A 17575-nucleotide genomic window follows, 5' to 3' on the forward strand; every position below is an offset into this window, starting at 1 on the left:
CGATCATCGTGAACTGACTGCTTCGCAGCATGACGGATAGGCTTGCTCCGCCGGCTTGCCCGCCCATTCCCGGAAGGCCCCCACATCCGCCACAACCGCCACCACCACCGGTTTGGGGATTGGCTCCTCTGCCACCACCACCCCCTTGACCAGGGCCTCCAACATTCGCGCCATCCAGTCCCCGCTCGCCCATCCAGCCATTCGCCTCGAGCTTTCCAAGTTTGGTCAAGCCAGGAGCGGGCGACGCGGCCGGCGAAGGAGCACCATCCCGACCCGCACCTATTTCCTGGCACGTGCCGCCGGACTGCCCACCAGCTCCCAAACCAAGACTTCTTGGTTCTCCGGTTGCCCCTGGTCCGTTTGGTGCACCACCACCAAGAGCTCCGAGTGTCTTCGTCTCTGTTCCCTCGCAGGTGCATTCCTTCGCAGCTCCTGCGGCTGCACCCGCTGCAGCGTTTCCTTCAAGGCTAAACGGCGGCGTATCCGCGACGCCGCCTTTGCTCGTCGAGAGCAGCTTTCCCGCAACACCATCCTCGCCCTTCGCTCCGGCTTTGCCAGCACCTGCAATGAGCGTACTCCGCAAGAGTGTGACGTTGCTCGATGCATTGACGAAAACCGCAATGCTCGATGCGCCATCCGCAACTGCATCTTTCGCCGTCAGCTCAACATCCGAGACAACCAATCGCGTAGCCACGTTGTCGACGTGGAGCGCATATCCCGGGTTCGTCGGGGCGATGCGGGTTGGAGTTACTTCGTAGCTCCAGGTTCCGCACGAGAAACCGCCGTAGATGCTCACTCCGGTGGTGAGCTTCACGTTTTCCTCGAACGGGGCGGCGTTGCAGGCGTAGACCCGACGCTTCCCGGCGCCCGCGGCTCGCGTGACGGCCGTGTTCAGCGACTTCAGTGGCTTCTCTTTCGTCCCCGCGTCCGGCGTATCGGTGCCCGTCGCTGCGTTCACGAACACGGCGAAGGAGTTTTCTACGCACGGGACAGCCGCCGGCGCATTGGCGTCCGCGGCCTCGTCGCAGCCCGGAGGGGCCACGACGTCGTCGCGGGCGTCCCCCGCTCCGTCTCCGTCTCCATCTCCGCCGCCGTCCGTCGTGTCGACGGCGCAGAGCCGGAAGTCGCAGTCGTCGCCCGGTCGGCATGAGCCGAGGAATCCGACGACGATGACAACAGAGCTGCACCCGATGAGACGCGCGTGACGCATCGAATCCCTCCTTCAGAAGCTCAAGCGAAGCGCTCCGCCGCCGAGTCCCGGCGCGATGCGCGGAGATAGGGTCGCCGCGTCGCGATGACCGCGTAGCGCCAAGAACAAGACGACTCCCGCTCCCGCCGCGAGCGCCCCCGCCGCGATGAAGGAGGCGCCCGCGAGGTTGCCGGCGCTGTCGCGATCGTCACGCAGCTGCCTCGCACGCTCGCAGTCGGGGCTCGCGGACGAGCGGCAGTCGAGGGCAGGAAGCGCCCGCGCATCGTCGACGGCGCTCGTTGCCTGGCCGTGAAACACGACGCCCACTACCGCCCCCGCGATCGCGCCGAGGCCGAGGCCGCCCGCGACGAAATAGAGCGCGCGGTCGGAGCGCGGCTCCGGTTCGGAGGGTGGCAGCGTCGTGGAAGGAGGAGGCGGCGGCGGCGCGGGCGCGTCGGTCGGGAACGTGATCGTGACGCTCTCCTCCTTGCCCGCAACCGCGGCCACCTTCGTCGTCGCGTGCTTCTCCCCGAGCGTCGCCTCGAGCGTGTGATTGCCGGGCTCGACGTCGATCGGCTCGTCGAGCGCGCCCTCGTACCGAGCTCCGTCGATGCTCAACGCGGCGCCGGCCGGCGCCTTCACGGAGAGACGCGCGAGCTTGGCTTCGAGCTCGGCGACGTACGACTTGCCTTTTTGGAGGTTGTTCGGATGAAGAGTCGGCATCTTCATCGCCTGGCGGAAATGGCGAATCGCGTCGACGGATTTTCCGAGCACCTGCTCGGACGTCGCCATCGCAAACAGGATGTTCGCGGTCGGATAAACCGAATAGGCCTTCTTGAATCGCTCGAAGGCGTCGGCCTCGCGCTTCTGGTCTGCGAGCGCGCGACCCTCCTTCATCAACGTCTCCGCCTCGACCCGCCGCGGGTCCTCGTCCGCACCGGCGATACCCGCGGACGAAACATGCGCGCCCACCAGGGCGGCGACAAGCAAATAGGCTCCAAGTCGCGACACGCTCAGTCTCCGATGCTGGGTTCGAAACGCGCGTTCGAGCTCGACGCGCTGGCCGGTGGCGCCGCCGGTCGCCGCACGGACGTGGAGGGGGGCGCGACGACCGAGGCAGCAGGCGCGGAGGCGCTCGAAACGACGTGCGGCTCCTCTCCGCTCGGGACTTGCTCGGAGCCACCATCGGCGATGGCGGCGAGAGGCAGAGCCGACGGAGGCTCGGGCGCAAGCGAAGGCGAAGGCGACGGCGACGGCGCAGCCGACGTGCGCGTCGCCGGTGCTGGCCGAGGCACGAATGCCACGATCAGCGCCGCGCCACCGAGCCCGATGACCGAGCCCGCCACGATCGCAGCCGTCGTGCTCTTCCGAAACCACACCGTCCGCGGGAGCACCGACGACGAGAACGGCGCGCTCGGCTCACGAGGAGCACGGTCGTGCGCAGCGCTCGGCTCCGGGGCGCCGACCTCCACCGCCTTGACGATGGCGGTGAGCGACGCCTCGGTGCGCGCGTTCAACGGCACGACGCCGCCGAGCGCGAGGGATGCGTTCGAGGCGTCGAGGTCGTCGCGGTCCAGCTCCGCGAGCTCACGCGCGAACGCCGCCGCGCTCGGTGGACGTCTCGCAGGGTCCTTCTCCAACGCCGACGCGACCGCGTCGTCGACCGCGCGAGGCACCCACGGCAACAGCTCCGACAGGCGCGGCGGGACCGCGTGGAGCGTGGCCTGCGCCATCGCGTCGAGGTCGTTCGTGTGAAACGGGAGCTTCCCCGCCAGCATCTCGAAGAGCAGCACCGCGGCCGCGTAGACGTCGGTCCGGGCCGTCACCGGCTGACCGAGCAACTGCTCCGGCGCCATGTAGCCCCACGTCCCCGCCATCGAGGTGTTGCGCAGCGAGACCGTCGCGACGCCGAAGTCGAGGAGCTTCACCGTCGACTCGTCGTTCTTCGGCGAGTGGAGGAACACGTTGTCCGGCTTCACGTCCCGATGCACGAGCGGAGGCGTGTGAAGATGCGCGCAGTCGAGCGCCGAGAGGAGCTGGCGGATGATCTTCGCCGCGACGCGCGGCGGAAGCGTGTTGCGCTCGGCCAGGACCTCGCGCAGCGACCGGCCGTGGAGGAGCTCCATCGCGAAGAACGGCGTCCCGTCCGCCAGCACGTCGTAATCGAACACGCGCACGATGTTGGGATGATCGAGCTCCGCGAGCGCACGGACCTCACTGCGGAAGCGTCGCAGTTGATCCGCGTCTTTGGTCAGGTACGAGCGCATCACCTTGACGACGCAGCGGATGCCCGGGTGCTTGATGCACTCGTAGACGACGCCCATCGCGCCCTCGCCGACGACGCGCACGATGACGTATTTGGTCCCCGGCAGCCGCTGGTTCGGCGCGAATCCCTCGCCGTCGCCCTCGACACGCGCCTCGTCAACCATCTCCCGAGCAGTATACACGGGCTCCACGATTGCCTTCGATTTCCGCGGGCGGCCCGCAGCTGCACGTCGTTCTGATCGGCGCCGCGCCGCAGGACGAGCCCTACGGCGACAGGATCTACGATGCGTGGGCAGCAGGCGAAGCCGAAGCTGCCGACGGGAACGCCGCCACGAGGTGCGTCTCGCTGCTCTTGCTCATGGGAGACCTCGCGCCGGATGTCAGGGCGCGAGGAGAATCCGGGTCGAGGGGCCAGGCATGCTCTTCAAACATGCGGCGCTGGTACGCGGCGAGGCCAACGACACCGCTCCTCCACGCTACGCGGCTTCTACCTCCTACGCGTTCGCTCGCCTCGGGAAGGGCACGCGAGGCTGAGCCGCGCGTGAGCGCGACCAACCCGTAGGACGCGGCATCGGAGTGAGCGGGGTACATTGCTCGGAATGGGTCTCTTCGGCGGACTTACCGCGGCTGCGTGGGCCACGGTCGTGCTGGCGGCGTGGGTCGTCCGCAACCGGCTGTTCGCGACGTTCGTCGGCGTGCTCGGCGGCATCTACTCGCTGAGCGCGCTCGGGCTCGCGGGGGCGTTCGCGAAGTTGCCGTATGGGCTCGTCGTGTTCGGCGCGTTCCACGTCACCGCATACCTCAACTTCCTCGGGCTCGTGCGGCCGCGGATGCGGGGGCTCGCGTATCGGGTGCTCGTGAGCTGGCCGGCCGCGTTCATGATCGGCGGCACGCTGCTCGGCATGCCGTGGGCGGTCCTTCGCGGGCTCGGCTTCGAGCCGTGGGGGCCGTGGATCCCCTACGCGCTCGCCGGCGTCGGCCTCCTGCAGTCGCTCACCACGAAGCGGCGCGAGGTCGACGTGTCGCTCGACGGGATGCGCGTCGAGACCGTGCGCCCGCACCCGCACGGCGGCGCGCGGGAAGAGCGGCCGCTCCGCATCGTCCAGATCTCCGACCCACACCTCGGGCCGTTCATGTCGGTGAAGCGACTGCGGCGCATCGCGGAGCGCGCGGTCGCGGCCAAGCCGGACCTCGTGCTCCTCACCGGCGACTTCCTCACGATGGAGTCGCAGAGCGATCCCGACCTCCTGCTCAATGCGCTCGAGCCGCTCCGCGCGCTGCCGGGCCGCGTGTTCGCGTGCAATGGGAATCACGATCACGAGGCGCCCGCGATCGTGAAACGCGCGATGGCGGAGAACGGCATTCCGCTCCTCGTCGACGAGAGCGTCGTCGTCGACACCGAAGCAGGGCCGGTCCAGATCCTCGGAATGGACTTCGTGTGGCGCGACCGCGAAGAGCACATGCGCGAGGTCTGCGCGCGTCATCCGCGCGTGACGGGCGCCACGCGCGTCATCCTCTTGCACGATCCCGGCGCCTTCAAGCACCTCCCCGAAGGCGAAGGGGACCTCGTCCTCTCCGGTCACACGCACGGCGGACAGGTTGGGCTCGTGAGCCTCGGGCTCTCGTGGACGTTCTTGCGCCTATTTGGCATTCGGATTCCCGATCATGGCTTCTGGGCGCGCGGCACCGATCGGATGTACGTGCACAGCGGGACTGGCCATTATGGATTCCCGCTCCGCCTCGGCGTGCCGGCGGAGGAGACGGTCCTCCGCGTGCATCGCTCAGCCGCGGTGTGAGTGATGTGAGTGGTGTGTGAAGAGCGCGTGCGCGAGCTCGGCGCCGGGGTCGACCGAGCCGTGCCGCTTCGCGAGCTCCTCGAGCGTGTCGGCGACGCGGTCGACCGAGGTCGGGCGCGCGGCCGGGAACTTGGCGACGAGGCGGGCGACGAGACGCGCGAGGTCACCCGCCGCGGCGGGACAGAGCTGCTCGATCGGCGGCGCCGACTCCTCCATCACCGCGCGCGCGACGCCGGTCTCCGTCGCGGCGCGCCAGAGCGGGCGGCTCGCGAGGAGCTCCCACAGCACGACGCCGAGCGCGAAGAGGTCCGTGCGCGCGTCGACCGCGAGGCCCGAGAGCTGCTCCGGCGCCATGTAGCCCGCCTTGCCGCGGATGAGACCCGTCGCCGTCGCGAAGCGGTTCGTCTTCGCGATGCCGAAGTCGAGGAGCCTCACCTCTCCGCCGCGCGTGACGAAGATGTTCGTCGGCGAGACGTCGCGATGGACGATGCCGTACGGCTGGTCCGCTTCGTCGCGGAGGCCGTGCGCGTACGCGAGGCCGCGCGCGACGCCCGCGCCGACGAGACACGCCTCGCGCGGACCCAGCCCCGAGGCGGAGCGGAGATCGCGGCCGAAGAGGCGCGGCATCACGATGTACGGGAGGCCGTCCTCCTCGCCGACCTCGCAGACCTCGACGATGTTGGGATGACGGAGGCGCGCGGCGATCTCCGCCTCGCGCAGGAACATCTCGAGGAGATCGGCCTCGTCCTGGAGGTGCTCCTTCACGCGCTTGATCGCGACCTCCTGACCTGCGCCGTCGCGCGCGAGGTAGAGGTCGGCCATCCCGCCGCTCGCGAGGAGTCGTTCGATGCGATAGCGCTTCACGCGCAGCGGAGCGTAGCTCGCTTCTCGCCGCCGTTGGCTCGCGCCATGCAGGTATGCTCCGCCCATGAGCACCCGCACGATCGCGGCACGAAAGACGGACCCTTCGACCTCGGTACGACGCGGGCTCGTCGTACGGATCGAGGCCGGTCCCGGAGGAGCGAAGAGCGAGGAGAGCGCGGCGGGGCCGGTCGTGATCGGACGCGCCGACGGCGTCGAGATCCGCGTCGCCGATCCGAAGGTCTCGCAGTTCCACGCCGAGCTCGACGCGACCGACGAAGGCGTGATCGTCAAGGACCTCGGGAGCACGAACGGGACCTGGCTCGGCGAGGTCGCGGTCGAGCGCGCGGTGGTGCCGGCGGGGTCGCAGCTCCGCATCGGCGACACGACGCTGGTGGTGGACCTCGGTCCGCCCGCGCCGCCGCGGCGCTCGAAGGCGACGGCGTTCGGCCCGCTCGTCGGCGCGTCGGCGGTGATGCGCGAGACCTATGCGCACCTCGAGCGGCTCGCGGCGTCGCACGATCCGGTGCTGCTCGAGGGCGAGCCCGGCACCGGCAAGAGCATCGCGGCGCGCGCGTTGCACGAGAACGGCCCGCGGAAGGACAAGGCGTTCATCGTCGTCGACTGCGTCGCGCTCGCGCCGAACGTCGCCGCGGCGTTGTTCGCGCGCGGCCCGGACGGCGTGTTCACCGCCGCGGCGGGCGGCACGATGTTCTTCGACGAGATCGCGGTCCTCTCGCCGGACCTGCAAGAGAAGCTGCGCGTCGCGATCGCGGAGCACGAGGAGGACGTGCGGTTCCTCTGCTCGACGTCGCGCCGCCTGCGCGAGCTCGTCAACGGCGGTGGGTTCAGCGAAGACCTGTACCTCCAGCTCGCGAAGGCGCGCGTGAAGCTGCCGGCGCTGCGCGAGCACGCGGAGGACATCAAGCCGCTCGTGCAGCACTTCCTCACGCTCATCCCGGAGGGCGAGGAGGTCGTCCGCGCGATCGACGCCGGCGCGCTCGACACGCTCGTGCGCCGCAACTACGCCGGCAACGTGCGCGAGCTGCGCCACATCGTCGAGCGCGCGGCGCGCCTCGCGGAGGGCGGGAGCGTGACGGCGGACGACGTCGCGTTCGAGCGCATGATCGACGCGCCGATCGAGCCGTTCAAGGAGGCGAAGCGCACGATCGTCGACGAGTTCGAGCGCGACTACCTCGCGCGGCTCCTCGCGCGCTCGGGCACGAACGTGTCGCGCGCGGCGGCGCTCGCGGGGATCGAGCGACAGAGCTTGCGCGATCTGCTCAAGCGGCACGGCCTCCGCGACGAGGGCTGACGCGCGACGCCGGGTGGCGGACAGCCGTCACCCGCGCGATCCGTCATTTCCTACGTCCGCGGCGCCTCTCGCTGCGCAGATCTCCGCGCTCACGCACAGGTACGCAGCTTGATGTGCGTGTGGGCGGAGGCTGATGATGAAACGAATCCTTGGGTTGATGATCGGGTGTGTCGTGCCGCTCGCGGCGGCCTGTGCGGCGCCGACGGACGAGGAGGCCGGCTCGACGAGCGCGGCGATCGTGATGCCCGCGTGCGGGACGCCGCTCAACGAGATCGACGGGGTGTGGGCGTACTCGAACGGCTGGGCGGAGGGGACGGGCCAGTCGTGCGCGGGCGTGACGGCGCTCGGCACGCTGCGCTACCAGTGCGTCGAGTACGCGCAGCGCTACATGAATCAGGTCTACGGGATCACGCCCGTGTGGCCGGTCGCGTACGCCGCGCAGATGTGCGCCTCGAACCCGGCGGGGACGAAGACGCACTGGGTCGGCGACGGCTATCAGCCGAAGCGCGGCGACCTCGTCGTGTGGCGCACGAACACGTGGGGACACGTCGCGGTGATCAAGCGCGTGGTGCCGGGCGGCCTCGAGATCGTCGAGCAGAACGGCGCGTGGTCGGCGAACGGCACGCGCACGCTGACCGGCAACGGCGGCGCCGCGTGTTTCATCAGCGCGAACGCGAACACGGGCTCGGGCTCGGGCTCCGGCGGCTCTTCGGGAGGAACGTCGAGCGCGACGGGTACGTGCGGGCTCGGCGACGGTCTCTACTGCGGGGGCAACGGCGCCGGCACGGACAAGGGCGCGCTGTATCGTTGCACCGGAGGCCGCCCGACGCTGGAGCAGCGCTGTTCGATGGGCTGCGAGTGGATGCCGGACGGCCAGAACGACCGCTGCCGCACGAACGCCCATTGCCCACTTGGTAATGGGCATTACTGCGGAGGTAATGGGGTGTCGGGGAGCTCGAATGTCCTCTTCGATTGCCGAAATGGCGTCATCACCCCCGTCGAACGGTGCGCGAACGGATGCCGTCGCATGCCGAACGGCCTCAACGACGTGTGCGGCGGATGAGGGCGCTCGCGCGTGCGGGGGTCCCGTGCGCGCGAGTCGTGCTCGCGGTGCACGACAACGGCGACGGCAGCGTCGATCGTGGCATCTGGCAGATCGACTCGGGCGCCTGGCCGATGCACTCGACGTCGTGCGTGTTCGATCCCGCGTGCAACGCGCGCGCGAGGGTCGACATCAGCGGCGCGGGCGCCGGCGTCGCGGGGTGCACGAGCGCGGAGGCTCCGGAGACGGAGCTCGGCTACCGCCGGCTCGGTCTCGCGCGAGGTCGGGATCGGCTGCCTCGGCGCGGCGCGTCGAAAGGTGGACGGTGCCAATGGGAAGAGAACAGCGCGGCGTGCGACGGAGGCTTGCTACGCTGCGGGGCATGGCGGAACAGCGGCGCGTGCTCGAGGACTGCATCGGTTGGTCGACCGAGGTGAAGAAGGGCGAGCTACGCACGAGCGCGAACGCGATCCCGACGCCGCTCGCGCAGGGGGAGACGGTGGAGGTCGTCCAGACGGGCCTCGGCGTCGATCCGCAGAGCATCATCGTGCAGACGGGCGCTGGCACGAAGCTCGAAGTCCGGGCGCGCTTCCTCGGCCCGGCGTAGGCACGCGCGATGCACTTCGCGGAGCCATGAGCCGCGAAGAGATCATCGCGAACGAGGCATGTCCGGCGGAGTATCGCGTGTCCTCGTATCTCGAGGGCCTCGAGGAAGGCGCCCGCGACGCGCGCCGGCGTTGGCTGGTGACGTACCTCGCTGGCGCGGGCTTCGTCGCTGTCGGCTTCCTGACATCGATCGGCGTCCTTCCGACAGACGCCGCGGGCCTCGCCGCCGGCGCAGGCGCTGCAGCGGTCGGCGTCGCGATGGCCCGCTGACCCCACGCCGCGCTTCAATCCGGCCCGAGGCCCGTCGCCCTTCTTCCTCACGCCTGGGCCCCTCACCCTTCTTCCTCACGCCTGGGCCCTTGGCCCTTCTTCCTCACGCCTGGGCCCTCGCCCCTTCCTCCTCACGCCTTGGGCGCGCACGCGAGCGCCCCTTCATTCGCATGCCTGAGCGCTCTGAACTACAGCGATGACGTGAAGAGCCCCCGGGCCGTCGACCGGCCGCTCGATGCCGAGGACGAGCTCGAGCGACTCGAGGTTCCGCGGGTTGTGCGGGTCGCGGTACGCTCGTGGGGATGCGAGCTCTTCTTCTTTCCTTTCTGCTCGGTCTGCTCGCGGGGTGCGGCGGCGACGACGGCGACGAAAATCCCGCCGCGACGGCGTTCATCGGCACGTGGACGACGACGACGGCGACGCAGACGGTGAGCGAATGCCTCATCGCCGATCAGATCGGCGACAAGCAGAACGTCGCGCTGACCTGGACGGTCGCGAAGTCCCCCGACGCGAGCGCTGACGTCGTGCTCACGAGCAACAGCCTGGCCGATTGCACCTTGAAGGCGAAGGTCGCAGACAAGAAGGCCACCCTCGTCTCCGGCAACACGTGCAAGGTCGCGTTCAACGACAAATACGATCACGCGTACACGTTCTCGGGCGCGAGCACCTTCGAGCTCGGCCCCGACGGCAAGACCGCGACGTTCAACCTGCAAGCAACCTTCGACGAGCGCGAAAAGAGCGGCTCCCCCACCGGCTACACCTGCGCATTCACGGAGAACGCGCCGCTCACGAAGAGCTGAGCACAAGCGCCCTTCTTCGCGGCGGGCTCGAACACGGCGGCGCGTGCCGTGGCGATCGGCAAGAACATGCGCCGAGGCATCCTTTGCGTCGACGACGATGCCCGTGCAGCCGACGATCGCCACACGACGAAGAGAAGCAACGTCTCGCCAAGCCGTCGTCCTTGCGCGTGTGCGAGGCGTCGGGCGAAGAGCACGCCGGAGCTTCCCACAAGACGCCGCCGCGGCGGCGAGCCGCTCATGTCGGCGCGTTCGCTTCGAGACGCGTGACCGCCTTAGCTGAGGCTTCGGCCGCGGCGCCGAGGTCGGCGGCCTTGCTCGCGAGCTCCTTCGCGCGCTCGATCGCGGCACGCGCCTCCTTCTCCGCGCGCTCCGCGGCGCGCTGCGCCTTCGTCGCCGCCGCGGCCGCGACGTTCGCCTCGGCCTTCGCGACAGCGAGCGCCTTCGCGTGCGCCGCACGCTCCTTCCCCGCCCGCACCTTCGCCGCCATCTCCCTCGCGGCAGCAACCTTCTCCTCACGCGCCACCTTCGCCGCAGCAGCCTTCTCCTCCTCACGCGCCTTCGCCGCCGCAGCCTTCTCCTCACGCGCCGCCTTCGCCGCGGCCTCCTTCGCGGCGGTTCTCGCTTCGCGCTCGCGCTTCTCCTCACGCGCCACCTTCGCGGCGGCCTTCTTCGCCGCAGCCCCGTCCTTCGCGGCAGCTCTCGCTTCGCGCTCCTTCTCCTCGCGCGCCTCCTTCTTCGCAGCCGCGGGCGGCGAGGCCATCGGTGCGCCGAAGCCGACGGCGGCCTCTGGCGCTCGGTCGAGGCGGGCCTCCTCTACCTGCGCGCCGACGATCGGGTCGGCGACCGCGGCGTGCAGCGCGCTCGTCACCTCGTCCAGGTGGCCGGGGTCGACGCCGAGATCCTTCATCAGCGCGCTCGTCTTCTGCGCGAGCGCGAGGATCGCCTTGCGCTGCCGCTCGATGGAGGCGCGCAGGCCCGTCGCGGCTTCGCCGCGGAGCGCCTTGCGCTGCTCGCGCGCGAGCTCGCGGCCGATGTCGACGAGGTCTGCGATGTCGTCCGGATGCTTGCGCGTGAGCGTGTTGAGGACCCACGCGATCTGCGTCGGCTTGCGACGCGACTTGATCGCCGCGGCGCCCTCCGCGTCGCCCGCGGCCGCGAGGTCCTTCGCGAGCCGATCGCGCGTCTTCGTGAACTGCGCCGGATCGCTCGCGTAGAGCTCCTCGAGCGCGCCCTCCACGCCGTGATCGGTTGCCGCCACTCCTCGCGCGATGCACGAGTTATCCCCAGGCCAGGTTCCGCGCACTTGGCGCCTCGCGATCGTGGCAATTCGTCCTGGTAGCGGCGCCGGCGATGACATTCGTCACGTCGGCGGCGTGGCGTGAGGTTCACGTGGTCGTGATTCGTTCGACGAATCCGAATTGGTATCGACCTTGCCGGAGGACGCGCGATGCGACGCGACACCCTCTACTACGTCGTCCCGGTCGGCGAGACTTGGATCGTACGTGCGATCGGGAGCGCCCCCGAACGCTTCCCCACCCTCGAGCAGGCGCTCTCGGCAGCGGAGACGCTGACCGCGCGCGGCGCGAACGTGCGCGTCCTCTCGCGCCCCGTCGCCGTCGCCACGGCCGCGGAGGCGTAGCGGCGATCGCGCTCGGTGAGGTTCGGTCGGCTTCGCTCAGCGCGCGGCGCAGTCGGGATCGTCCTCGGCCGCCTCGGAGCAGACGCCGTCCGCGGCCGCGTGCGCTTCGTGGCAGTCCGGATCGACGACCTGCCCCTCCGCGTTGCACGACTCGTTGCACACGCCATCGGAGCGGCACGCGTCGTCGGCCTCGAACGCGTCGAGGTGCGGCTGGATGAACGCCGCGATCTGCGGAGCGTCCGCGCGCGCCTGCACGCCGTCGCTCCGGCAGCCGGGATCGCCGAACGACGTGACGCCGATGAGGTGCTCGACGCCGTTCTCGACGAGGAACGCGGGACCACCCGAGTCGCCGTGGCACATGCTGAGGCCGGGCACGTGGTACCAGAACATCGTGTCGTCGATGGTGCCGGGCGTGCCGCCGACCTGCGCCGCGCCGACGACGTCGATCGGGAAGCGCGCGATGCGCTTCGTGCCGAAGCCCGTCGTGCCGAACGCGCTCGTGCTCGAGACGTCGTCGCCGAAGCCGACCCACGTGAGCTTGGGGCCGACGAAGCGCGGGGAGTTGTCCATCGTCCCGCGGAAGAGCGGCGCGGGCTGCATCGGCGCGTCCGACGCGAGCTTCAGGATCGCGATGTCGTTCGTGAGCTTGCGATCGACGACGGCGTACCCGGGGTGACGGATCGCCTCGACGACGGCGATCTTCACGACGTCCGCGCCGCTCGTCTTGTTGCCGATGTAGATGGCCTTCGTGCCCGAACCGTTGAAGCCGTAGCAATGACCGGCGGTGAGCACGGTGCGCTTCCCGATGACCGTCCCGCTGCACGACGCCCGCGCCGCGCTGCCGACCCCGACCACGTACGCGTGCCCGGTCTCCGCCGCCCCGCCGACGACGGCGTCGGTGCTCGTCGCGACGTCTTCGGACTGCTCCCTCTCACCCTCGGCCGCGCAGCCGATCGCCGCGAGGGCGATCGCAGCGCACGTCGCAACGAGGAGAGGGGCCTTCATGCGCGGGCACCTTCCCCTGTCCGGGGGCATTCACCACCTTACAAGCGCGTCTCAAACCTGCAGATATGCGTGTTTTTGCTACTGAAACACCTGTTTGTGTACGTGCGCCCACATTGTCGCTTCACTTGGCGATACCCCGGAAATGCCGTCGAAACGACGGGTAGCGCAATCGTGCGTGGCTAGGCGCCGATCCACCTACATTGACGCCTCCAGCCATCAGGAGGGGGCGAAAATCGACCGCAATTGTGTGCATCATGCATGCATCGGGTGGAGCTTTTTCCACCCAGCCCGCGAACCTTTCCGCCTCGGCGGTGATCCTCCATCGTCCGCGTCCTCGCTTGCGGCCTTCCGACGACCTCACTAACGGGTGCCTCATGATTCGCAGTTCTGCCGTCTCGTCCGTCCTCATCCTCGCCGCCGTCGCGTGCGGCGACTCCACTCCGCCGCCGGTCACGCCCGAGAACAACTCGGCCGCCGAGGCGAAGGCCGCGCAGCCTCCGGTCTCGACCTACAACGGCAAGCCGAAGCTCGGGAAGTTCGGCGTCGACACCGCGGGCATGGACACCTCGGTCAAGCCCGGCGCCGACTTCTACCAGTACGCCGGCGGCACCTGGATGAAGGAGAACCAGATCCCCGCCGACAAGTCGAAGTGGGGCATGTTCGATCAGCTCCGCGAGGAGTCGGACGGGAACGTCCACAAGATCCTCGAAGAGATCGCGAAGGCGAAGAACGAGAAGGGCTCGAACGCGCAGAAGATCGGCGACTACTACGCCACCTACCTCGACACCGACGCGATCGAGAAGAAGGGCCTCGCGCCCGCCAAGCCCGGCCTCGACGCGATCGCGGCGGCGAAGAACATCAACGACATCGCCAAGCTCATGGCGCGCCCCGACCTCCCGCTCCCGGGCCCGATCGGCATGGGCGTCACGCTCGATCAGAAGAACCCCGATCGCTGCGTCGTGCACGTCGGCGCGGGCGGCCTCGGCATGCCCGACAAGGAGTACTACTCGAACGAGAAGTTCAAGACCGCGCGCGAGAAGTACGAGCAGCACATCGCGAACGTCCTCGCCTTCTCGCACGAGAAGAAGAAGGACGCGAAGAAGGACGCCGCCGACGCGAAGGCGGTGATGGCGCTCGAGACGAAGATCGCGGAGCTCCACTGGGCGCGCGCGGCTCGTCGCGAGAAGGAGAAGATGTACAACCCGAAGAGCGTCGCCGACCTCCAGAAGGACGCCGCGAAGTTCCCGTGGAAGCTGTACATGGACACGATCGGCTACGGCGATCAGAAGGACGTGATCGTCGGCGAGCTCGACGCGATCCCGAAGCTCGCGGACCTCTTCGCCTCGACGCCGGTGGCGACGTGGAAGGCGTACCTCACGTTCCACTTCCTGCGCGCGAGCGCGGACGTGCTGCCGAAGGCGCTCGATCAGGAGGTCTTCGAGTTCAGCAAGGTGCTCTCCGGTCAGCCGCAGCAGCGTGAGCGCTGGAAGCGCGCCGTCTCCTCGACGAACGGCGCGCTCGGGGAGGCGGTCGGCGAGATCTACGTCCAGCGCTACTTCCAGCCCAAGGCGAAGGCGGAGATGGACCGCCTCATCGAGAACATCCGCAAGGCCTACGGCATCCGGATCGAGGGCAACGACTGGATGACGGCGGAGACGAAGAAGGCGGCGCTCGAGAAGCTCGCCGCGTTCCGTCCGAAGATCGCGTTCCCGGTGAAGTGGAAGAACTACTCGTCGCTCGAGGTCGTCGCGGGCGACGCGTGGGGCAACGACCGGAAGGCGAGCCTCTGGCACCACGAATACAAGAAGGCGAAGCTCGGCAAGCCCACCGACAAGGACGAGTGGAGCATGACCCCGCAGACGGTCAATGCATACTACAACCCGGTCTTCAACGAGATCGTGTTCCCGGCCGCGATCCTCCAGGCTCCGTTCTTCGATCCGGAGGCCGACGCGGCGGTGAACTACGGCGGCATCGGCAGCGTCATCGGCCACGAGATGGGCCACGGCTTCGACGATCAGGGCTCGAAGTCCGACGCGAAGGGCGTGCTCCGCAACTGGTGGGCGCCCGCGGACCTCGAGGCGTTCAAGAAGCGCACCGACGCGCTCGCCGATCAGTACTCGCAGTACGAGCCGCTCCCGGGGGTGAAGGTCAACGGCCGTCTCACGCTCGGCGAGAACATCGGCGACCTCGGCGGCAGCAACGTCGCGTACAAGGCGTACCAGCTCTCGCTCGACGGCAAGCCGGCGGGGACGATCGATGGGTTCACCGGCGATCAGCGCTTCTTCCTCGGCTACGCGCAGGTCTGGCGCTCCGTCTATCGTGACGAGGCGCTCAAGAATCAGGTCACGACCGACCCGCACTCGCCCGCGATGTACCGAACCAACGGCATCGTCCGCAACCACGACGCCTGGTACAAGGCCTTCGACGTGAAGGAGAGCGACGCGCTCTACCTCGCGCCGGAGAAGCGCGTGAAGATCTGGTAACGGCGACACACGACGTCACCGCATCGTGAGGAGACCCGACGCGTCCATCTCGACGCGTCGGGTCTTCGTGTCTTCACGTTTCGAGGCGCAAGCAGCTTCGGGCCACGTGCGCTCAGACTCGACCGCTCAGCTTCCGCCGGCCCGCCTCGCGCGCGTCGAGTCTTGCGATCAGGCACGACGCTTCCGCGCGGTTGAGGAACCCGGCGCGTCCAGCTCGCTGGGCACATCGGGTCTTCACGTTCAGCGCCGGCGCTCAGCTTCCACCGCCACCGCCCACGCCGCTGCCACCCGCGCCGCTGCCGCCTGCTCCGCCGCTGCCACCCGCGCCGCTGCCGCCTGCGCCTGCGCCGGCGCTGCCTTCTGCGCCGTTGCCGCTGCTGTTCTGTGTGCCACCGGTGGGAATGTTGCCGGGACGGGGGCCGGTGGTGCCTTGGGAGCCGCCGCTCTGTGAGCCGCCTGACTGTGAGGCGCCTGCGCCGGTGCTCTGGTTGCCGACGTCGGAGCTGCCGCCGTGCGAGGGATTGTCGCGCGTGGGGCGCGGCCCGGTCGGGTATTCGCGCTGGTCGCCGCGCGTCCCCGCTGCGCCACCCGCCGCGGCCGACTCACCGGGCACTGGTGCGAGCTTGGGTGGAGCCATGCCTTGCATCGGTCCGCTCGGAGCGCGCGGCGGACCAGGAACAGTCGCAGCAGGACCGTCGTCCAGCGCAGCCGGCGCGGGGTACTCGGGCTCCATACCGCCGACGCCGCTGATGACGCCCCCACGCGGGGTCGTCGCATCCTGACGCGCGAAGGCGCTCTCGGATGCGGCCCCCGGCGCGGTCGTGGTGGCTGCCGTCGTGGTCGTGACTTGTGGCTCTGATTCCTTGCGGCATGCGCCGAGCAGCGCGACCGCAGCGATGATGACGATCGAACGATACATGCAGATTCTTGCTGCATTCATCGTTCCGTCGCGCGAACGTGAGGAGAGCCCTGAAAACAAGCCGCTTCACGCGCGAGCTCGAGCGCACGCACGCCTCGGATCGCCGTCCTCGCGCGGGCAGCTCCGCCGATCGAGAGCGACGCGAGCTCGAACGTAGGAGAGACATGATGCGGGCGCGGCGTCGGCGCACGGTGCTGGGGCGCGAGCGCGAGCGCGAGCGGTCAGTTCTCACGCGTCATGTACACTGCACGCTCGGCGTCGCCGCGAGCGAAGCCGCACGACTCGTAGAACGCGACGGCGCCCGCGTTGTCCGCGAGGACCCAGACCTCGCTCACCGCGTGCTCCTTCATCCACGCGCGCATCGCATCGAGGAGCGCACGCCCGACGCCGCGTCGTCGATCGCGCTCCCGCACGCCGACGTCGTAGAGGAGGAGCTCGAGCGGACGCGCTGCATGCTTACGGATCGTCACGCAGTGAAGCATTCCGATCGGCACCTCGCCGTCGAAGGCCCCCCAGACGAGCACGCTCGGATCGGCGAGCAACGCCGCCGCCGACCCGGGCGCGGGCGCGTCGTCGTCATCGTCATCGTCGTCCGGATCCTCCTCCGCGAGTCGCTCGAGCACTGCAACATCGTTCGGCGTCAGCCTCCGGATCAACATGCACCCAGCGTAGCGCGGAGCGGAAAGCGGTGGGCCGCGCGATGAAGGAGAACGCGGAGTGACAAGGAGCACGTGGCGCGGGGAGGGCGGCCGCGATGAAGCGAGATGACGGCGAGGCCGCGACGCGATCACGACGGCGAAGTCGCGACGCGATGAAGCGAGACCGCGGCACCGGCGCGATGACGCAAGCCCGCGACGCGATGACGACGGCGTGGCCGCGACGAGCGTTCACGACGGCGAAGTCGCGACGAGCGTTCACGACGGCGTGGCCGCGGAGCGATGAAGCGAGACCGCGGCACCGGCGCGATGACGCAAGCCCGCGGAGCGATGAAGCGAGGCCGCGACGAGCGATGAAGCCGGTGTGGCCGCGGAGCGATGAAGCGAGACCGCGGCACCGGCGCGATGAAGCGAGGCCGCGGAGCGATGAAGCGAGGCCGCGACGAGCGATCACGACGGCGAGGCTGCGACGAGGGATGGCGACGGCGTGGGCCGCGGAGCGATGGCGCCGACCTGGGGCGCGCGGAGTGGTGGGAGGGTGCGGTGACCGGCGTTGGGGCTCGGTGGGGGATGTGGCGAGCGAGGAGTTGCGCAATGCGCGCCGGGGGCGTGTCACTTGTCCGGATCCGCTCTGGGTCTCGGAGGATCCAGTTTGCGCAATGGAATCGCGAGTGTTTTCGCGCATCTTTCGGGAATGTGGGACGACGTGGGACATTGGAGCCTTGGAAC

The 17575-nt window shown here is 69.3% G+C and carries 15 protein-coding genes; 8 read left to right on the forward strand and 7 right to left on the reverse strand.

Annotated elements, in window-relative coordinates; genetic code table 11:
- Positions 1–1222: 1222 nt before the first annotated feature.
- Together KF837_24950 and KF837_24955 are read right to left on the reverse strand one after the other, a co-directional pair.
- Positions 1223–2086 (reverse strand): hypothetical protein, encoded by an 864-nt coding sequence (locus KF837_24950; GenBank protein MBX3230590.1) that lies wholly within the window; start codon positions 2084–2086, stop codon positions 1223–1225.
- A gap of 116 nt (positions 2087–2202) precedes the next feature.
- A complete protein-coding gene (locus KF837_24955) occupies positions 2203–3618 on the reverse strand; it encodes a serine/threonine protein kinase (protein ID MBX3230591.1) in 1416 nt (471 codons plus the stop codon).
- Positions 3619–4053: 435 nt separating this feature from the next.
- Between KF837_24955 and KF837_24960 the strand changes: the two genes are divergently transcribed.
- Positions 4054–5250: a metallophosphoesterase gene (locus KF837_24960; protein ID MBX3230592.1), complete on the forward strand. Its 1197-nt coding sequence runs from the start codon at positions 4054–4056 to the stop codon at positions 5248–5250.
- On the opposite strand, the gene KF837_24965 is transcribed toward KF837_24960, so the two are convergent.
- Positions 5236–6114, reverse strand: coding sequence for a serine/threonine protein kinase (locus KF837_24965; protein ID MBX3230593.1), 879 nt, complete (start codon positions 6112–6114; stop codon positions 5236–5238). The genes KF837_24960 and KF837_24965 overlap by 15 nt on opposite strands.
- Before the next feature lie 64 nt (positions 6115–6178).
- On the opposite strand from KF837_24965, the gene KF837_24970 reads away from it, so the two are divergent.
- From KF837_24970 to KF837_24990, 5 genes are all read left to right on the forward strand, one after another.
- Positions 6179–7426 carry a sigma 54-interacting transcriptional regulator gene (locus KF837_24970; protein MBX3230594.1) on the forward strand — a complete coding sequence of 416 codons (1248 nt, stop codon included), beginning with the start codon at positions 6179–6181 and terminating at the stop codon, positions 7424–7426.
- A 136-nt stretch (positions 7427–7562) separates the two neighbouring features.
- Positions 7563–8489, forward strand: coding sequence for a CHAP domain-containing protein (locus KF837_24975; protein ID MBX3230595.1), 927 nt, complete (start codon positions 7563–7565; stop codon positions 8487–8489).
- A gap of 361 nt (positions 8490–8850) precedes the next feature.
- Positions 8851–9075 (forward strand): hypothetical protein, encoded by a 225-nt coding sequence (locus tag KF837_24980; protein ID MBX3230596.1) that lies wholly within the window; start codon positions 8851–8853, stop codon positions 9073–9075.
- A 26-nt stretch (positions 9076–9101) separates the two neighbouring features.
- A complete protein-coding gene (locus tag KF837_24985) occupies positions 9102–9344 on the forward strand; it encodes a hypothetical protein (GenBank protein MBX3230597.1) in 243 nt (80 codons plus the stop codon).
- A 302-nt stretch (positions 9345–9646) separates the two neighbouring features.
- Complete coding sequence (locus KF837_24990) at positions 9647–10144, forward strand: hypothetical protein (protein MBX3230598.1); 498 nt, start codon at positions 9647–9649, stop codon at positions 10142–10144.
- 235 nt (positions 10145–10379) lie between these two features.
- Here the strand turns inward: KF837_24990 and KF837_24995 are convergent, their stop codons facing one another.
- Positions 10380–11402 (reverse strand): hypothetical protein, encoded by a 1023-nt coding sequence (locus KF837_24995; GenBank protein ID MBX3230599.1) that lies wholly within the window; start codon positions 11400–11402, stop codon positions 10380–10382.
- 189 nt (positions 11403–11591) lie between these two features.
- Between KF837_24995 and KF837_25000 the strand changes: the two genes are divergently transcribed.
- A complete protein-coding gene (locus KF837_25000; protein ID MBX3230600.1) occupies positions 11592–11783 on the forward strand; it encodes a hypothetical protein in 192 nt (63 codons plus the stop codon).
- A 36-nt stretch (positions 11784–11819) separates the two neighbouring features.
- Here the strand turns inward: KF837_25000 and KF837_25005 are convergent, their stop codons facing one another.
- Positions 11820–12788 (reverse strand): trypsin-like serine protease, encoded by a 969-nt coding sequence (locus tag KF837_25005; protein MBX3230601.1) that lies wholly within the window; start codon positions 12786–12788, stop codon positions 11820–11822.
- Positions 12789–13162: 374 nt separating this feature from the next.
- Here KF837_25005 and KF837_25010 point away from each other — a divergent pair, with 374 nt between their 5' ends.
- Positions 13163–15271 carry a M13 family metallopeptidase gene (locus KF837_25010; GenBank protein ID MBX3230602.1) on the forward strand — a complete coding sequence of 703 codons (2109 nt, stop codon included), beginning with the start codon at positions 13163–13165 and terminating at the stop codon, positions 15269–15271.
- Between the two features lie 253 nt (positions 15272–15524).
- On the opposite strand, the gene KF837_25015 is transcribed toward KF837_25010, so the two are convergent.
- Together KF837_25015 and KF837_25020 are read right to left on the reverse strand one after the other, a co-directional pair.
- Positions 15525–16190: a hypothetical protein gene (locus KF837_25015; protein ID MBX3230603.1), complete on the reverse strand. Its 666-nt coding sequence runs from the start codon at positions 16188–16190 to the stop codon at positions 15525–15527.
- Between the two features lie 221 nt (positions 16191–16411).
- A complete protein-coding gene (locus tag KF837_25020; GenBank protein MBX3230604.1) occupies positions 16412–16849 on the reverse strand; it encodes a GNAT family N-acetyltransferase in 438 nt (145 codons plus the stop codon).
- Positions 16850–17575 lie beyond the last annotated feature (726 nt).

The sequence above is a fragment of the Labilithrix sp. genome, from assembly GCA_019637155.1.
Classification (GTDB): domain Bacteria; phylum Myxococcota_A; class Polyangia; order Polyangiales; family Polyangiaceae; genus Labilithrix.

Bases quoted from the DNA above. Each gene is read 5' to 3' on its own strand.
- KF837_24950 (MBX3230590.1), bottom strand. From the start codon at position 2,086: ATGAAGGAGGGTCGCGCGCTCGCAGACCAGAAGCGCGAGGCCGACGCC.
- KF837_24955 (MBX3230591.1), bottom strand. From the start codon at position 3,618: ATGGTTGACGAGGCGCGTGTCGAGGGCGACGGCGAGGGATTCGCGCCG.
- KF837_24960 (MBX3230592.1), top strand. From the start codon at position 4,054: ATGGGTCTCTTCGGCGGACTTACCGCGGCTGCGTGGGCCACGGTCGTG.
- KF837_24970 (MBX3230594.1), top strand. From the start codon at position 6,179: ATGAGCACCCGCACGATCGCGGCACGAAAGACGGACCCTTCGACCTCG.
- KF837_24975 (MBX3230595.1), top strand. From the start codon at position 7,563: ATGAAACGAATCCTTGGGTTGATGATCGGGTGTGTCGTGCCGCTCGCG.
- KF837_24980 (MBX3230596.1), top strand. From the start codon at position 8,851: ATGGCGGAACAGCGGCGCGTGCTCGAGGACTGCATCGGTTGGTCGACC.
- KF837_24985 (MBX3230597.1), top strand. From the start codon at position 9,102: ATGAGCCGCGAAGAGATCATCGCGAACGAGGCATGTCCGGCGGAGTAT.
- KF837_24990 (MBX3230598.1), top strand. From the start codon at position 9,647: ATGCGAGCTCTTCTTCTTTCCTTTCTGCTCGGTCTGCTCGCGGGGTGC.
- KF837_25000 (MBX3230600.1), top strand. From the start codon at position 11,592: ATGCGACGCGACACCCTCTACTACGTCGTCCCGGTCGGCGAGACTTGG.
- KF837_25005 (MBX3230601.1), bottom strand. From the start codon at position 12,788: ATGAAGGCCCCTCTCCTCGTTGCGACGTGCGCTGCGATCGCCCTCGCG.
- KF837_25010 (MBX3230602.1), top strand. From the start codon at position 13,163: ATGATTCGCAGTTCTGCCGTCTCGTCCGTCCTCATCCTCGCCGCCGTC.
- KF837_25015 (MBX3230603.1), bottom strand. From the start codon at position 16,190: ATGTATCGTTCGATCGTCATCATCGCTGCGGTCGCGCTGCTCGGCGCA.
- KF837_25020 (MBX3230604.1), bottom strand. From the start codon at position 16,849: ATGTTGATCCGGAGGCTGACGCCGAACGATGTTGCAGTGCTCGAGCGA.